At 63.1% G+C, this 16304-nt stretch carries 15 protein-coding genes and 1 tRNA gene; 9 read left to right on the plus strand and 7 right to left on the minus strand.

Annotation, left to right across the window (positions count from 1 at the left end; translation table 11 throughout):
• The first annotated feature begins 1 nt into the window (after position 1).
• A tRNA-Phe gene (locus tag AC5I5I_RS21525) sits at positions 2-71 on the plus strand.
• A 103-nt stretch (positions 72-174) separates the two neighbouring features.
• Here the strand turns inward: AC5I5I_RS21525 and AC5I5I_RS21530 are convergent.
• The 5 genes from AC5I5I_RS21530 to AC5I5I_RS21550 all read right to left on the minus strand — a co-directional run bounded on the left by AC5I5I_RS21530 (position 175) and on the right by AC5I5I_RS21550 (position 4870).
• Positions 175-909, minus strand: a complete 735-nt coding sequence (locus tag AC5I5I_RS21530; RefSeq protein ID WP_495976460.1) for an ABC transporter ATP-binding protein — start codon at positions 907-909, stop codon at positions 175-177.
• A complete protein-coding gene (locus AC5I5I_RS21535) occupies positions 899-1639 on the minus strand; it encodes an ABC transporter ATP-binding protein (RefSeq protein WP_495976462.1) in 741 nt (246 codons plus the stop codon). Before AC5I5I_RS21535 ends, AC5I5I_RS21530 begins: the two co-directional genes overlap by 11 nt.
• Positions 1636-2616: a branched-chain amino acid ABC transporter permease gene (locus tag AC5I5I_RS21540; RefSeq protein ID WP_495976464.1), complete on the minus strand. Its 981-nt coding sequence runs from the start codon at positions 2614-2616 to the stop codon at positions 1636-1638. The genes AC5I5I_RS21535 and AC5I5I_RS21540 overlap by 4 nt, the downstream gene beginning before the upstream one ends.
• Positions 2613-3473, minus strand: coding sequence for a branched-chain amino acid ABC transporter permease (locus AC5I5I_RS21545; protein WP_495976466.1), 861 nt, complete (start codon positions 3471-3473; stop codon positions 2613-2615). Before AC5I5I_RS21545 ends, AC5I5I_RS21540 begins: the two co-directional genes overlap by 4 nt.
• A gap of 149 nt (positions 3474-3622) precedes the next feature.
• Positions 3623-4870 (minus strand): ABC transporter substrate-binding protein, encoded by a 1248-nt coding sequence (locus tag AC5I5I_RS21550; RefSeq protein ID WP_495976468.1) that lies wholly within the window; start codon positions 4868-4870, stop codon positions 3623-3625.
• A gap of 523 nt (positions 4871-5393) precedes the next feature.
• Here AC5I5I_RS21550 and AC5I5I_RS21555 point away from each other — a divergent pair.
• From AC5I5I_RS21555 to AC5I5I_RS21580, 6 genes are all read left to right on the plus strand, one after another.
• On the plus strand, positions 5394-6218 hold the full coding sequence (locus tag AC5I5I_RS21555) for an ABC transporter permease (RefSeq protein WP_495976470.1): 825 nt from the start codon (positions 5394-5396) through the stop codon (positions 6216-6218).
• Positions 6215-7006: an ABC transporter permease gene (locus tag AC5I5I_RS21560; RefSeq protein ID WP_495976472.1), complete on the plus strand. Its 792-nt coding sequence runs from the start codon at positions 6215-6217 to the stop codon at positions 7004-7006. Before AC5I5I_RS21555 ends, AC5I5I_RS21560 begins: the two co-directional genes overlap by 4 nt.
• Positions 7007-7026: 20 nt before the next feature.
• The gene (locus tag AC5I5I_RS21565) at positions 7027-7782 is read left to right on the plus strand and encodes an ABC transporter ATP-binding protein (protein ID WP_495976474.1); all 756 of its coding nucleotides are present in this window, start codon (positions 7027-7029) and stop codon (positions 7780-7782) included.
• A gap of 40 nt (positions 7783-7822) precedes the next feature.
• On the plus strand, positions 7823-8821 hold the full coding sequence (locus AC5I5I_RS21570) for an ABC transporter substrate-binding protein (RefSeq protein ID WP_495976476.1): 999 nt from the start codon (positions 7823-7825) through the stop codon (positions 8819-8821).
• A 118-nt stretch (positions 8822-8939) separates the two neighbouring features.
• Entirely contained in the window at positions 8940-10184 is a 1245-nt protein-coding gene (locus tag AC5I5I_RS21575; RefSeq protein WP_495976478.1) for an LVIVD repeat-containing protein, read from the plus strand.
• A 37-nt stretch (positions 10185-10221) separates the two neighbouring features.
• Positions 10222-11268, plus strand: a complete 1047-nt coding sequence (locus tag AC5I5I_RS21580) for a CobW family GTP-binding protein (RefSeq protein ID WP_495976480.1) — start codon at positions 10222-10224, stop codon at positions 11266-11268.
• Between the two features lie 92 nt (positions 11269-11360).
• On the opposite strand, the gene AC5I5I_RS21585 is transcribed toward AC5I5I_RS21580, so the two are convergent.
• Together AC5I5I_RS21585 and AC5I5I_RS21590 are read right to left on the minus strand one after the other, a co-directional pair.
• Positions 11361-11678: a hypothetical protein gene (locus tag AC5I5I_RS21585; protein WP_495976482.1), complete on the minus strand. Its 318-nt coding sequence runs from the start codon at positions 11676-11678 to the stop codon at positions 11361-11363.
• Between the two features lie 396 nt (positions 11679-12074).
• The gene (locus AC5I5I_RS21590; protein WP_495976902.1) at positions 12075-12758 is read right to left on the minus strand and encodes an alpha/beta hydrolase family protein; all 684 of its coding nucleotides are present in this window, start codon (positions 12756-12758) and stop codon (positions 12075-12077) included.
• A gap of 178 nt (positions 12759-12936) precedes the next feature.
• Here AC5I5I_RS21590 and AC5I5I_RS21595 point away from each other — a divergent pair, with 178 nt between their 5' ends.
• Both AC5I5I_RS21595 and AC5I5I_RS21600 read left to right on the plus strand, forming a co-directional pair.
• Positions 12937-14145 carry an acetyl-CoA C-acetyltransferase gene (locus AC5I5I_RS21595; RefSeq protein ID WP_495976484.1) on the plus strand — a complete coding sequence of 403 codons (1209 nt, stop codon included), beginning with the start codon at positions 12937-12939 and terminating at the stop codon, positions 14143-14145.
• Positions 14146-14180: 35 nt separating this feature from the next.
• Positions 14181-16298 (plus strand): 3-hydroxyacyl-CoA dehydrogenase NAD-binding domain-containing protein, encoded by a 2118-nt coding sequence (locus AC5I5I_RS21600; protein WP_495976486.1) that lies wholly within the window; start codon positions 14181-14183, stop codon positions 16296-16298.
• The last annotated feature ends 6 nt before the right edge of the window (positions 16299-16304 follow it).

Raw genomic sequence — 16304 nt, forward strand, 5'->3', positions numbered from 1 at the left:
GGTAGCTCAGTTGGTAGAGCATGCGACTGAAAATCGCAGTGTCGGTGGTTCGATCCCGCCCCTGGGCACCATTTCCCTAAGCTGTTGAAATCGAAAATTTTCTTCGTTTTAGCGGCAGTCCCGAGATGCGGGATTCTGCCCGGGCAGCGCTCGCACGCCCGCAAGCCACAGCGGTCAGAACACGCCGAGCTGCTGCGCAACCAGATCGTGATCACGCTTCACCGCGTCCGCGGGTCCGTCGAAGGCGATGCGCCCTGTATTGATGATCACGACCTCGTCCGCGAGCTCGAGCGTCAGCTTGATATTCTGCTCGACCAGGACAATCGACAGCCCCTCGGACTTCAGCAGCGCAATGGTGCGTCCGACCTCGGCGACGATCTGCGGCGCCAGTCCCTCCGATGGCTCGTCCATCAGCAGTACGCGCGGATTGCCCATCAGCGCGCGTGCAATCGCCAGCATCTGCTGCTCGCCGCCGGAGAGCGAACCGGCAATCTGCTGCTGGCGTTCCCGCAGCCGCGGGAACAGGTCGTAGACGCGCTCGAAGGTCCAGGCCGGGCGGCCGTCGGTGCGCTTCCGGCGCTGTTCGGCGACGCTCAGATTTTCGCGAACGGTCAGCGACTTGAAGACCCGCCGCCCCTGCGGAACGAGGCCGATACCCCGGTGCGCGATCGTTTCGGAGGCCAGTCCCGCGATCTCTTCGCCGAACAGCGTGATCGAACCGCGCCGCGGCTTCAGGAAGCCCATGATCGATGACATGCAGGTGGTCTTGCCGGCGCCGTTGCGACCAAGCAGGCCGAGCAAATGGCCCTCCTTCAGCGCAAAGCTGACGCCGTGCAGCACGTGACTGTTGCCGTAATAGGCGTCGATCCCCGAGATCGCGAGCGCCTGTGCGGCCGGATCAGTCGCCAAGATAGACCTCCCGCGTACGCGGATCGGCCACCACCTCGGCGCGGCTGCCTTCCACGATCACCTCGCCATAATGCAGGAGCGTGATGCGCTCGGCGAATTCCAGGGCCGTGTCCATGTCGTGTTCGATCATGACGATGGTGACGTCGCGCGGAATGGTCTTCAGCAACGCACTCAGCGTCTTGCGTTCTTCCTGCGACAACCCCGCCAGCGGCTCGTCGAGCAGCAGCACCTTCGGCTTCTGCGCCAGCGCCATCGCGAATTCGAGCCGCCGCAATTCGCCATACGAGGTTTCCGAAACGATCCGCTCGGCGCTGCCGTCGAGTCCGACCTGGGCCAGCGCCGCGTGAGCCGCCTCCGTCATCGCCGTGCGCGCCGACAGCACCGTCCACGGATTCCAGCGCACCGGATCGAGACCCAGCAGTGCGAGCTTGACGTTGTGGAGGAGCGTCTCCTTCGGGAACAGCGTCAGAATCTGATAGGTGCGGGCGAGACCGAGATGCACGCGCTTTTCCGTCGGTATGCCCAGCAGTTCATGCCCGAACAGCTTCACCGATCCGGAATCGGCGGTGAGATCGCCGGTGATCAGATTGAAAAGCGTGGTCTTGCCGGCTCCGTTCGGGCCGATGATCAGCCGGCGCTCGCCGGGCATGACCTTCAGCGACACATTCCGCGTCGCCGGCAGGCCGCCGAACCGCTTGCTCAGGCCATCGATGGCGAGCGCGGGAGTCATTCGGCGGGCTCCGCAGCGGGCGAAGGCGTCTTCGGCTTGTTGCGGTTGGAGAAGCGCAGCCACAGCGCGCGGAATCCGGGTACCAGTCCAAGCGGCATGAAGATGATCACCGCAATGAAGATCGCGCCGAGCAGGGTGTTCCAGCGCTCGACATAGGTCGAGGCGACGTTCTTGATGAGCGTGATGATGATTGCGCCGACGATCGGACCGGTCAGCGACGATGCGCCGCCGAGGATCGACATCAGCAGGATTTCGGCGGATTGCTGCAGCGTCAATGCATGCGGTGACAGGAACACGTTGTAATAGACGAACATCAGTCCGCCCACCGATCCCCAGAAGCCGGCGATCACGAAGGTCAGCCACTGCACCATCCACACATTGTGACCCAGCATGCGCATGCGGCGCGGCTGATCGCGCGTGCCCATCAAGCTTGCGCCGAACGGCGAGCGGGCGAAGCGCCACATGCCGAACAGCGCGAATGCAAATACGATCAGCGTGAAATAATAAAAAGCCGGTGCGCTCGTGATGTCGAAGCCGAAGGGCTTCGGCCGCGCCGGCAGGCTGATGCCGTTGTCGCCGCCGGTCAGCGTATTCGCGCGATAGGCGATGCCCCAGACGATCTGGCCGAGCGCCAGGGTGATCATCAGGAAGCCAAGCCCCGGCGCACGCAGCGACAGCATTCCGAATATACCCGCGCATACCGTGGACAAGGCCAGTGCGGCGATCGCGGCGAGCAGCGGATCCCACCCGGCGACCGTGAGCAGGATGCAGGTATAGCCGGCCACGCCGATATAGGCGGCATGACCGAGCGACACCATGCCACCGAAGCCGAGCATCAGGTTCAGGCTCAGAGCGAGGACCGCGAAGATCAGACACTGAGTCGCCATGTTGATGTAGAATTCATGCGTGATGATGCGCGGCAGTGCGATCAGCAGAATGGTTGCGACCACAAGTGCGATGAGATTGCCGCGGCTCACATCTGCACCCGTCCGAACAGGCCTTGCGGCAGGAAGACGAGCACCAGCACCATCGGCAGGAACAGCACGAAATAGGCGAGGTCGGGAACGAGCGCGATCCCGAAATTGTAGAGGAAGCCGACCACGAAGCTGCCGACGAAGGCGCCGAGCAGCGAGCCGGCGCCGCCGAGGATGACGACGATCAACGCCAGCGGCAGCATGTCCGCATCAAGTCCGGGATAGGCATTGAGGATCGGTCCGCCGAGCACGCCACCGGTCCCGGCCAGCGCCGCACCGAGCAGGAACACCATGGTGAACAGCCGGCCGACCGGAATACCGACGCCGCGCGCCATCTCCATGTCGTCGACGCCGGCGCGGATCATCGCGCCGATGCGGGTCCGCTCCATCAGGATGTAGAGCCCAACCGCAGCAACAAGTGCGAGGCCCAGCACGACCAGCCGGTAGGTCGGGAAGGCGAGCCCGAAGTAACGCAGTGGCGGACGCAACTCGGCGGGTGCCGGCAAAGGCATCGGATCGCCGGTCCAAATCAGAAGGCACAGATCGGCGATGATGAATGACAGCCCGAGCGTCACCAGCACCTGGCCCTGCGCGTTGCCGGGCAATTGCCGCAGGATGAAGCGTTCGAGGATAATGCCGACCAGGCCGACCCCGAGGCCGGCGCCGATCGCTGCGAGCCAGAAATTGAATTTCAGCGAAAGCAGCGTGTAGCCGAAATAAGCCCCCAGCATGAAGAACGCGCCATGCGCCAGATTCGGAATGCGCATCAGCCCGAAGATCAGCGAGAAGCCGGACGATAGCAGGAACAAAAGGCCGCCGAACGCGACCGAGTTCAGCGTTTGAATGATCCAGAATTGCATTGTGTGAAGCTTGCCCCGCCCTTTGACTCCCTTCCCCTGAACGGGGGAAGGAGGGGGAGGGGGTCATTGCAGAATAGACCCCCACCCGATTGTCTCGCTATCGCGAGGCAATCGACCTCCCCCGTTCAGGGGGAGGTGAAGAGCAGAAATCAGTTCTCCAGATTCTTCGCCGGCGGGAAGTCGCGCGAATAGACTGGCTGCTTCAGGAACTCCTCTGGCTTGTAGGTCCAGAACTGGCTGACATCCGGATAGGTCTTGACCACAGCATTGACGAGCTTGCCGTCCTTGCGCTCGACCTTGCGAATATAGAGGTTACCGACCACGTTGCCGTATTCGTCGAAATGCATCGGGCCGCGCAGCGATTCCTTGAGGTTGACGCCCTTCAGCGCCTTCATGAAGTTGTTCTTGTCCTCGATATTGCCCTTCACCTGCTTCAGTGCTTCTTCCAGCACCTCGCCGCAGAGATAGGTTTCGGCCGCATAGACGCCCGGATCGACCTTGTAGTCCTTCTGGATCGCGGCGACGAAGCGCTTGTTGATCGGATTGTCCAGTTGCGCCGAATACCAGTTTCCGGTGATGGCGCCGAGCGCGTCGTCCCCCATCTGCTGCAGCAGCGACTCGTCCACCGGCGTGAAGCCACCAAGGATTTGCGACTTGTTGCCGTATTCGCGCAGCTGCTTGATGAACTTGAAGCCGTTCGAGCCGGCATGCCCGGTATAGACGCCGTCGAGATCCGGCTTGAGCTGCGAGATATAGGTGCCGTAATCCGGTGCATTCAGCGGCGTGAACAGCTTCTGCACAACCTTGCCGCCGGCGTCCTCGAAGGCGCGCAGGAAGCTGCCGACATTCTCGTGACCGAAGGCGAAGTCGTCGGCGATTGCCGCGACGCGCTTCAGCTTCATGTCCTTGGCCGCGTAATCGCCGACCGGATGGCTCGGTTGCGCCGAGGTCGAACTCGGCCGCACCAGCCAGGGATTGGCCTTGCGCTGTGTCATGTCTTCGGCGCCAGCAACCGTGAGGATCGGCGTTTGCGTCGAGCGGATGTAATCGTCGATCGCGAGCGCTTCGAATGCGGCCAGCGGACCGATCAGCACGTTGACCTTCAGGCGCTCCACCAGCTCCTGCGTCTTGGTGCGCGTCTGCGCCGGATTGCCGCCGGTGTCGCCGGTATGCACCTCAACCTTGCGGCCGGCGAGTGTGTAGTTTTTTTCCCTGAAGAAGGCGGTGAGACCCTGCTCCATCTGTATGCCGCCGGAGGCGAGCGGACCGGTCTTGACGGTGAGGAAGCCGACCTGGATCGGCGCGGCCTGCGCGACCGCTGCAGGAATTTTGACGACCTGCGTGCTGACGCCGGCGGCGAGCGCGCCCTTGATGGCAGTGCGGCGAGAGACCTTCATGCAACCCTCCCTATGATGCGCATTTGCCGCATGATTTGCGGTCGATGCGTCTGATTGGCATTTCCTCAAGGCGGCGACGCTTCAGCGTCTTGTTTGTTGTGCCGTCACGAAGATTATAGCGCGCCTTCCCGGTCTCGCGTCCAGCGATCTTATGATCCTGCCTGCCTTGTTTTTGAACGCTGCGGAGTGGGCAAGAATGTGCATGGCACGCGTTCACGCTACTGGTGCGGGATGTTGCACCTGCGAAGATGGTGCGACGACGATCATGCACAGCCGGTTCGGTGGTGCGCCGCTGCCAACGCGCCGCCAACATTGAGCCGCTAACGCGAAAGCAACATCGCGGGTTTCTCGCCAGGTTTCTTTCACCATGTGATACCCGGCGGTGCGACCGCCGAATGAAAGGATGCGGCAAGTCATCCCGGCGGTTGTTTGATCGCGCGCAGACGAATATCCTCTCTTCATCCGGCGCACGACAGAAGCTCAAAGCAACGCGCCGGATCGGGTAGGAAACGTTCGGATTGCCATGACCGATGCCGTTCAGGCAGCGTCCGCGGCTCCAGTCACGTCTGCCACATCCGCCGGGCAGGCTTTGCGCAGCCTTGCGCGCAACGCGTTGCCGTTTGTCGTGGTCGGCATCATCTGGGAGATCGTGGCGCGCAGCGGGTCGTTCCCGAGCAAGCTGTTTCCGACGCTCGGCGACATTGCCACCGCTTTCTGGCAACTCACCGTTGCAGGCATCCTGCCCCATCACGCGTTCGAGACGATCCTGCGGCTGCTCGCGGGCTTTGCGATTGCCGCGGCGATCGGCGTGCTGATCGGCATTGCCATGGGCCGGTCGAAGCGCGCCGAAGACTACACGCTGCCGATCGTCGCCATGCTTGCGCCGATTCCCGGTATTGCCTATGCGCCGCTATTCCTTTTGTGGTTCGGGCTCGGCAATCTGCCGACGATACTCCTGGTCGCGTTCGTGTCGACTTTCCCGATCGTGTTCAACACATGGACGGGCGTCAAGGCGGTGAAGGAGATCTGGCTGCGTTCGGCGCAGGCCATGGGCGCGAGCGATCAAAAGGTTTTCCGCCATGTCATCCTGCCCGGCGCCTTGCCGTATATCCTCACCGGCTGGCGGCTTGGGCTTGCGCAGGCCTGGCGGGTGCTGGTCGGCGTCGAGATGCTCGCGGCGGTGTCCTGGGGGCTTGGCTGGCTGATCTTCGGTGCGCGCGAGTTTCTCAATACCGATGTGATGCTGGCGGGCGTCGCCGTGATCGGCATCATCGGGCTGACGCTTGAGAAACTCGTGTTCCAGAAACTCGAGGACTACACGCTTGTTCGCTGGGGCATGATGCGATGACGTTGACCGCAGAACGCATCCGCTCGTGGCGGCGCGCCGCAACCTCTGTCATCGCGCTGCTCGTCATTTATGAGGTTGCCGCTCGCAGCGGCTATTTTCCGGCCGTCCTGCTCCCGCCCTTGTCGAAGGTCGGCGCCACGCTATGGACCGCGCTGACTGACGGCACAATGCTGCACCACGCGTCCGCCACCCTCTATCGGGTGCTGGTCGGGATGACGCTCGCCATTATCGTCGCGGTGCCGCTCGGGGTGTTGATGGCGCGCTTCAAGCGCGTGGAGAATTTCTGCCTGCCGCTTGCGAGCGCGCTGATGCCGATTCCTTCGCTCGCCTGGGTTCCTGTCTTTATCCTGTGGTTCGGGCTCGGCAATACGGTCGCGATCCTGATTGTGTTCTACGCCGCGACGTTCCCGATTCTGATCAATACCTGGTCGGGTGTCCGGTCGGTCAACCCGTTGTGGCTGCGTGCGGCCGGCGCCATGGGTGCAAACGGGCAATCGATGTTCTGGAAGGTCATGATTCCGGCCGCGTCGCCCTTCATCATCACCGGCGTGCGGCAGGCGTTCCTGCGCGCCTGGATCGCGGTGATCGGCGCGGAATTCCTGGCCGCTTCCGATTGGGGGCTCGGCTGGGTGATCTTCGATTCGAAGGAGTTCCTCGCAGCCGACATGATGCTGGCCTCGCTCGCGGTGATCGGATTCATCGGCTTTGCATTCGAGCGCCTGTTCTTCGGATCGATCGAGAAGGCCACCGTCATGCGCTGGGGAATGGTCCGGGCGGCGCGTACATAAGGAAAGGTTCAGCGGTCGGGATGGCTGAAATCGAAATCCGGGACGTTTGTCTCAATTATGATACTCCCGCCGGACGCGTGACCGGCGTGCAGGATGTGAGTCTCGATATCGACCGCTCGGAGTTCCTGTGCCTCGTCGGTCCGAGCGGTTGCGGCAAGTCCACGCTGCTTAACATCATTGCGGGATTCATTTCGCCAAGCGGCGGCGAGATCAGGATCGGCGGCAAGAAAGTCAACGGCCACGGCATGGACCGCGGCGTGGTGTTCCAGGATTTTGCCCAGTTATTTCCGTGGCGCACGGCGCTCGGCAATGTCGCCTTCGGTCTCGAAATGAAGGGCGTGCCGAAGGACGAGCGCGAAGCCATCGCGCTCGAGCAGTTGCGCCTGGTGAAACTGGAGAAATTCGTCAAATCCTATCCGCACCATCTTTCCGGCGGCATGCAGCAGCGCGTCGCGATTGCTCGCGCGCTCGCCTATAACCCGGCGGTGCTCCTGATGGACGAGCCGTTCGCGGCGCTCGACGCACTCACGCGCGACGACATGCAGCGCCTGCTGGCGGATGTGTGGCGCGAGACCAAGAAGACCGTGATTTACGTCACCCACAATGTCTCGGAGGCGGTGTATCTCGCCGACCGGGTGATCGTCATGACACCGCATCCCGGCACCGTGAAGGCGGAGGTGCAGATCGATCTGCCGCGTCCGCGCGATCCGCTGAGTGTGGAATTTCTCGACTATCAGAAGAAACTGCTGCGAGAACTGGGCCAGATACAGAACTGAGAACAAATCCGGTTACGGCCGGCACAGGGAGGACTTAGCCATGACGACACGGAGGAATGGGCTGACCCGCCGAGATTACATCGTTGCGAGCGGTGCCGCGCTTGCCGCCGGAATTGGCGGGATGCGCTTCGCGGATGCGCAGATGGCGACGGTCCGTCAGGGTTATCAGACCAATATGTGGGGCATGCCGACCTATTATCTGCTGCGCTCCGGAGCGCTCGAAAAGCGCGGCCTGAAGTTCGAGGAATTCGCCGTGCCGTCCGGCAATCTCACCATGCAGCAGATGGTGGCGCGTCAGGTCGATCTCGGCACCTATGCCGGCCAGTCCATGATCCTGGGACACGACAAGGGCGGTCTCGTCGGCATTGCCGTGATCGAGCAGGTCGGCAAGACCGCTGCGGTCATCGCCCGCAAGGACCTCAACCTGAAGAGTGTGTCCGACCTGAAGGGCATGAAAATCGGCAACCAGGTCGGAGCCTCGACCGCCAACATCTTCACCAACACCATCGCGCCCAAGGCCGGCCTGCAGAAAAGCGACTGGCAGGAGGTGCGGATGAACGTCAACGACATGGTTGCCGCGCTCGCCGCCAAGACCATCGACGCGGCGGTGACGGTCGAGCCATATAATGCGATCGCGGAAGCCGACGGGATCGCCAATATCCTCACCGATTTCTCGCCTTACGACAAAATGCCGGTGTTCATGGCAGCGACGCCGGATTTTATCGAGCAGAACCCGAAGGCCGTCGTCGCCTATCTGCAGGCATGGCTGGATGTCGCGCGCGATTTCAAGGAACAGCCGAAGAAGGTCGCTGACTCGATCTACAAATTCTACACCGAGAAGGGCTACAAGATGGCGCCGGAGACCTTCGAGAAGGCGCTGGCGCGGGTCGAGGTCAATCCCGGCTTTCCAGCCGATCTGGCACCCTATATGCAGGGGGAGGCGGAGATTCTGCTGAAGGCCAAGCGGATTTCCGCGATCCCCGACTGGAAAAAGGCACTGCGGCCCGACTTCATGGAGAAGGCGCGCGCGGCGTCCTAAGGTCGATCATCCTGCGTCATGGCCGGGTCCGTCCCGGCCATCGGCGTTCTGTGCTAGTCGAGCAGATTGGTGCCCGGGCAAATCCCGGGCATGACTGATTGTGTGTCTGGAGAATGCAATGTCTGAAAATGCCCTCAAGTCCCGTGCGTCCGATTCCGTGGCGTGGAATTTCAAGCTGCTTGGCCATCACGAACTCGGAGGTTTCGGCGGAATGGGGGAGGGCATGGCGGTTCAGGTCGCCAAGGACGGCCGCCGCATCATCTGGCTGGCGCACGAGAGCGCGCCGAAAAATTTCACCGCCGTCGACGTGAGCAACCCGCGCGACCCGAAGATCGTGGTTCAGACCGAACTGCCTGAAAGCTACATGCGGTCGAACTCGCTGGAAATCAGCGGCGACATCATGGCCGTCGCCTATCAATGCCAGAAGGTCGGGCAGAAGCCGGCGGGGTTCGAACTGTTCGACATTTCGGTGCCGGAAAATCCGAAGAGCATTGCCTTCGTCGACCGTTCGGGGCCCTATTCGCGCGGCGTGCACCAGTTGTGGTTCTGTGACGGCAATTATGTCCACATGGCGTCCGGTGCGCCGGACTTCCAGGCGACGCATCCGCTGGACGACCAATGCTACCAGATTTTCGATGTCCGCAATCCGTCCAAGCCGGTAGAAGCCGGCCGCTGGTGGATGCCGGGCACACGGGTGGGCGACGACGTGCCGCCGCCGGCGCGCCATCCGAAGCCGCTCTGCGACATGGGCTTCCGCGCACACAACACCAATGTCTACCCGCAGCGGCCGGACCGCTGCTATCTCGGTTACATCGACGGCGGGATGTTCATCATGGACATTTCCGACATGTCGCGGCCGAAGCCGATCTGCCGCTGGGATAACTCGCCGCCCTATCACGGCTTCACGCATACGATCATGCCGCTGTTCGACCGCGGGCTTCTGGTGGTCACGGACGAGTCGGTCATCGACAATGCCGCAGACTGGCCGAAACTGATCTGGATTCTCGACGGACGTGACGAGACCAACCCGGTTCCGATCTCGACCTGCCCGTTGCCATATGACGCATTCAAGGGACGTGGCGGGCGCTTTGGCGCTCATAACATCCACGAGAATGTGCCGTCGCCGCATGCCTGGTACTCCGATCAGGTCGTGGTCGGCACCTTCTTCAATGGCGGCATCCGCGCCTACGATATCTCGAACCCTTATCAGCCAAAGGAAATTGCGACCTTCGTGCCGGAAGCGCCGCCGCTTGCCCCGCTCGGCACCATCCAGCTCAACGATGTGTTCGTGGACGAACGCGGCATCGTCTACACGGTCGATCGCCATGTCGGCGGGCTGTATATTCTCGAGATGGAGTTCTAGGCTGCTCCGCGACCGGAGCGAGGTCCGGCACTGAACCATGCAGCAACTGTTCCGCTCTCCGGATGCCGGTCCGTTCGGCCGCCGCCTGCGCCACGAACGCGGCGCACGGATCCCGGTGATTGTCGTCACCGGATTTCTTGGTGCCGGAAAAACCACGCTGGTGAAGGCCTTTCTCGACAGCGCCGAGGGGCATGGGACCGCCATCGTGGTCAACGAATTTGGCTCCGCAGGAATCGACGATGCCTTGCTTCGCTCGAGCGCCGACGAGACCGTTCTCCTGGGCAACGGTTGCCTGTGTTGCAATGTCCGCTCCGACCTTCAGTTGGCGCTGCACAGATTGATGTCGGAACGCGAGCGCGGGCTCGTGCCGCATTTCAGGCGCATCGTGATCGAGACGTCGGGCCTGGCAGACCCGGGTCCGATTCTGAGCACTTTCGCCACCGATCGCGCGCTTGGCGGTGAATGTCACGTGGACGCGGTGGTCGCGGTCGCCGATGCCGTCAATGGCCTGACGACGCTCACGCAGTTTGCCGAGGCGCGGCAGCAGGTGATACTGGCCGACCGGATCGTGATGTCCAAGGTCGATATCGCGACGGCGAATGACGGCGATGCGCTGGCCGCGCGACTGCGCTCGCTCAATCCGCGCGCGCCCATTGTGAGGGCGGACGCGGGTCGGGCCGATCCCTCGATCTTCGCGCCAGCGCAGTCATCATCGCCGTTCAGGGCCGAAGCTCCGGCTGAATTCCTCCATAGCGACGGAATTGGCAGCTTCACACTGACATGGGATCAGCCGCTCGCCTGGGACGTGGTCGCGCGGGCGATGGATACGCTGCTGGCGCTTCGCGGTGGCGATATTCTGAGGGCCAAGGGGCTGCTGAACATCAAAGGATGTAACGGGCCGGTGGTGGTGCAATTCGTGCAGCATCTCGCGCACCCGCCGGCGGAATTGCAATCCTGGTCGAACGGCGATCGCACAAGCCGTTTCGTTTTTATCACGCGGGCGATCGCCGAAAGCGATGTCCGGTCGTTGTTCGACACGATCGAGAGTCTTGATCGTGGAAACACGAAGCGCTCCGGCCCCTAGGCCAACGCGCGTTTCGCGGCGGATCGTGTCGAACGACGGGTGGAGATATTGATGGCCGGATTCCGTCAGCCGGACGGTGTCGGGACGGTCCGTCAAGACACCCTGATCGAACCGCGATCTCTGTCGGCCGAGGCGCCACGCGTCATGATCGCGTGCCGCCGCGCGCCGATATAGGTCAGGTCCCTGGCCAGGATGTCGCTGGCATAGGTGGCGAAGGTATTCACCGCATACATCGCCAGCCGCGACTCATCCCTTTCGCCGCGTTCCATCGCGTGCATGATGGCGCGGCTCAAGGTCGCCTTGGTGATCGAAAGATTTTCGGTGGAGAGGCGGCCGCTCCTCATGAAGAACTGATAGGCCCGCACCAGCGCGCGCTCCATGCGGTCGCAGTCGGATTCATCGAATACCATGAGTCCCCCTGTTGCCTGCCGGTTTGCGGCCGACGAGCCACCATTCGAGCGCAATGAATCCTCCGACGCCAAGGACGGCGCCGATCAGCATGTTGATCATTGAATATCCCCCGGCAATGGCAGCTCGGTGGGACAGCAAGCGCGGCCCAGTCGCGGTACAAAAACGTCAACGCGGTACGTGGATGCCAAAGCGACGATCGCGGACGCACAAACGGAACGGCGAGCCGCGGATGATGAAGTCGTCATGATGCGAGCCCCCACTCGAATCCCTGTCCCTATTTGGATCAGGCAATGGGGCAGTCCTATGACGCGCAGGGGCACCCGATTACTGATTGCGGTGCGATAATGCGGCTGATGGATCAAAATCGAACATTGCGACACTTTCACGCGCGGCAATCAATGTTCGTCGAGGATGTGCGCGGTCCAATCCGCCATCGCATCCAGGATTTCCTCCATCACCTGTGCATCCTTGCGCCCGGATCGCACCGGAACGTGAAACGAGTGATCGGCATCGGTGACGAGATGCAGGGTCGCGCGTGGCGCGAGCGATGCGATCAACGGTTCGATCAGGTCGACGTCCGCGAGCGCGTCCCTGGCGCCTTGAAGGAACAGCATCGGTACATTGATCGTCGCGAGATGCGCGCCGCGATCGGTCGCGGGTTTGCCGGCCGGATGTAGCGGAAAGCCGAAGAAGCACAGCCCGCGTACATGCGGCAGCGGTTCCGCGGCCTGTGCCTGCGACGTCATGCGTCCGCCAAAGGATTTCCCGCCTGCGATCAGCGCCACGCCGGGCAACGCCGCTGCGGTTGCCGCGACCGCGGCGCGGACGGTCGCTTGTGCGACCGCAGGTGGATCCGGTCGCTTGCTGCCATGCTCCATATACGGAAACTGGTAGCGCAGGGTCGCAATGCGGCGCGCGGCAAGTCCGGTTGCGACGGCCTGCATGAAAGGGTGCGTCATGCCGGCGCCGGCGCCGTGGGCGAAGACGAAGGCCGCTAGCGGCGCGTCGGGCTTCGTCAGCTTTGCGGAAACCGCGCCGCGGCCGGGTACATCGATGGAGAAAGCTGATGCGTCGATCATCTGCACCGGTCATTCAACATAGTGATATTATCCTAGCATAAGCCCATCATCGGGGCCGCCGCTTGAACTCGCTTCGCCGCTCCGATATCAATAGATGAAATATCATTCCGGATAACGGAACGCAGAGCCGTACGGCGACGCCTCGAGTGGCGCGTCGCGGCCGAGGGCAGGACGCATCATGGCCGAGGCTTTGATCTACGATTCGCTGCGCACGCCACGGGGTTCCGGCCGCGCCACCGGCAGTCTGCATACGCTTTCCCCGATCGATCTCGGGGCTACGGTCCTCAAGGCGCTGGATCAGCGCACCGGATGCACCCGTGCGACCATCGATGACATCGTCTTCGGCTGCGGCGACGCCGTCGACGACCAGGGCGCCGACATCGCGCGATCGTCGCTGCTGCGCGCGGGCTTCGACGATCGCATCTCCGGTTCGGTGGTCAGCCGTTTCTGTTCGTCAGGACTGGACGCTGCCAATTCCGCTGCTGCGCGGGTGATGGCCGGGCAGGCGGATTGCATGATCGCGGGCGGCGTCGAGATGATGTCGCTGATCTCCATGGGCGGCACCGGCGGCCCCTGGGGCAGCGATGCCGAATTCAACACCATCACCAATTTTACGCCGCTGGGTGTCGCGGCGGATCTCGTCGCAACTTTGGACGGCCATTCGCGCGAGGATGTCGACGCCTATGCGGTGGAATCGCAAAAGCGCGCGGCGCGCGCCTGGGACGAGGGGCGCTTCGCGCGCTCCGTGGTCACGGTGAGCGATTTCAACGGCACGCCGTGCCTGTCGCGCGATGAGCATATGCGCCCCGGCACCGATATGGCGGCGCTCGGCAAGCTCAAGCCTGCCTTCGAGACCATGGCGGTGAAAGGTGGCTTCGGTGACATCGTGCGCCATCGCTATCCGCAGGTGAACCGGCTCAATCACGTTCACACCGCTGGCAATTCGTCCGGCGTGGTCGACGGCGCAGCCGCGATGCTGATCGGCTCGCCCGCACTCGGCAAGGAGCTTGGCCTCAAGCCGCGGGCGCGATTCGTCAGCTTTGCGACCGTCGGCTGCGAGCCTTGCCTCATGCTGACCGCTCCCGGCGAGGCCGCGCGCAAGGCGGTCGCAAGAGCGGGACTGACTCTCGACGATGTCGACATCTTCGAAGTGAACGAGGCCTTCGCGTCGGTGGTCCTGCATTTCATGGAAGAGACCGGCGTTGCGCACGATCGCGTCAACGTCAATGGCGGCGCTATCGCCATGGGTCATCCGATCGGTGCAACCGGCAATATCATGATCGGCACGCTGGTCGACGAACTGGAGCGCACCGGCGCGAAGCGCGGCGTCGCCACGCTGTGCGTCGGGCTCGGCATGGGCGTCGCAACGCTGATCGAACGGGTCTGAGAGAACAACAACATGATCCGGCAGGAAGACTTAGGATGATCCGTCAGGAAGAGTTGGGCGACGGAATCGCCCTCCTTGTGTTCGACAGCCCCGGGCCGGTGAATACGCTTGGCGCGCAGGACAACGTCGAATTCGCCGCACTGATCGACCGGCTGCTGGCCGATGAGTCTGTGAAAGGAATTGTCCTCACCTCGGCGAAGCGCGACTTCCTCGCCGGCGGCGACCTCGACCAGTTGCGCCGCGTCGAGACACCGGCCGATGCGATCGCGATCGTGACGCCGTTTTTGAAGGCGCTGCGCAAACTCGAAACCGGCGGCAAGCCGGTGGTCGCCGCGCTCAACGGCACTGCGCTCGGTGGCGGCTTTGAGCTGGCGCTGGCCTGTCATCGCCGGATCGCGGCCGACGTTGCGTCGGCGCGTTTCGGGCTGCCTGAGGTCACGCTCGGGCTGATGCCGGGCGGCGGGGGTACACAGCGCCTGCCGCGACTGATCGGGATCGCGGCGGCGACGCCCTTGTTGCTGGAAGGCAAGCGGTTGAAGCCGGCCGATGCGCTCGCTGCCGGAATCATCGATGCGGTGGTGCCAGCCGAGCAGTTGCGTGCGGAGGCCAAAGCCTGGGCGCTCGCCAACCCGAATGCGGCGCAGCCGTGGGACGTGAAAGGCTACAAGCTGCCGGGGTTCGCGCCGCAATCGGCGGAAGGGCGCATGTTCTTCATGGGCAGCTGGACCCGGCTGCACAAGCGCAGCGCCGGTTGCGATCTCGCCAGCGAAGCGATCCTGCAGGTGCTGCATCACGGGCTGGAGCGTGGCCTCGATGCCGGTATCGCGATTGAAACGCGCTATTTCGCGCGGCTTGCGGCCTCGCCCGATGCCAAGGCCAAGATCCGCACGCTGTTCGTCGGCACGACCGACGCCAAGGCGATGAAGATGCGGCCGAAAGACGTGGCTGCGTCAAAGCCGGCGAAAGTCACCGTGATCGGCGGCGGCGTGATGGGACGCGGCATCGCTTACGTCGCCGCACAGGCCGGGATGCAGGTCGACCTGATCGATGTGTCGGACGACGTCGCTCTCAAGAGCCGGCAGTCCATCGCCAAGAATGCGGAACGCGATGCCGAGCGCGGGCGCCTGCGCGGCGGCTCGTATGCCGACGTGATCGGGCGAATCCGCGCAACGTCTTCCTATGAGGGAATCGCCACCAGCGGTATCGTTGTGGAGGCGGTGTTCGAACGCGCAGATCTCAAACAGGAGGTTCTGGCGAAGGTCGCTGCCGCCGCCCGGCCGGGCACGCCGATTGCGAGCAACACCTCCAGCATTCCGATCACCGAACTGGCGCGCGCCGTCTCCGATCCATCCTGCATGATCGGCCTGCATTTCTTCTCGCCGGTCGATCGCATGCCGCTGGTCGAGGTGATCCGGACCGCCGCCACCTCGGACGAAACGCTGGCGCGCGCTCTGGACTTCCTGAAAGCCATCGACAAGACGCCGGTGGTGGTGCGTGACGGGCTTGGCTTCTTCACCAGCCGGATCGTCACCACCTATTCCAGCGAAACCATGAACCTGCTGGCCGAAGGCGTTGCGCCGCAACTGATCGACAACGCCGCGGTCAATGCCGGCTTCTCACTCGGCCCGGTGCAACTCTGCGACATGGTCACAATGCCGCTCCTGAAGGACATCTTCGCGTCCATGCGCGGCGACGGCCATCGCATCGCCGATCGTGGCAGCGTCGCGCGCGAGACCGTCGGCAAGCTTGCGGATGCTGGCCGCGTTGGCAAGATCGAGGGCAACGGCGTCTATACCTATAACGGCGACACTCGCGATCCGTGGGACGGGCTGGCCGCCTGTCTCGGTTCCACGCCGTCGTCGCTGGACGAGGAGACCGTTCGCGAGCGGCTGCTTTACGTTCAATCGCTGGAGGCCATTCGTACGCTGGAGGAGGATGTGGTCAGCCGCCCGATCGACGGCGATCTCGCCGCCGTGCTCGGCTGGGGCTATCCGGCGCATCTTGGTGGCGTATTCTCCTATGTCGACCGGGTCGGTGCTGCGGAATTCGCGCGCCGCGCCAAGGACTATGCCGGCCGCTTCGGCGGACGTTTCGAACCGCCCGCCATGCTGCTCGAGATGGCGAAGGACAATCGCAGGTTCCACGAATTGTAAGCGGCG

Source organism: Pseudorhodoplanes sp. (assembly GCF_059499825.1).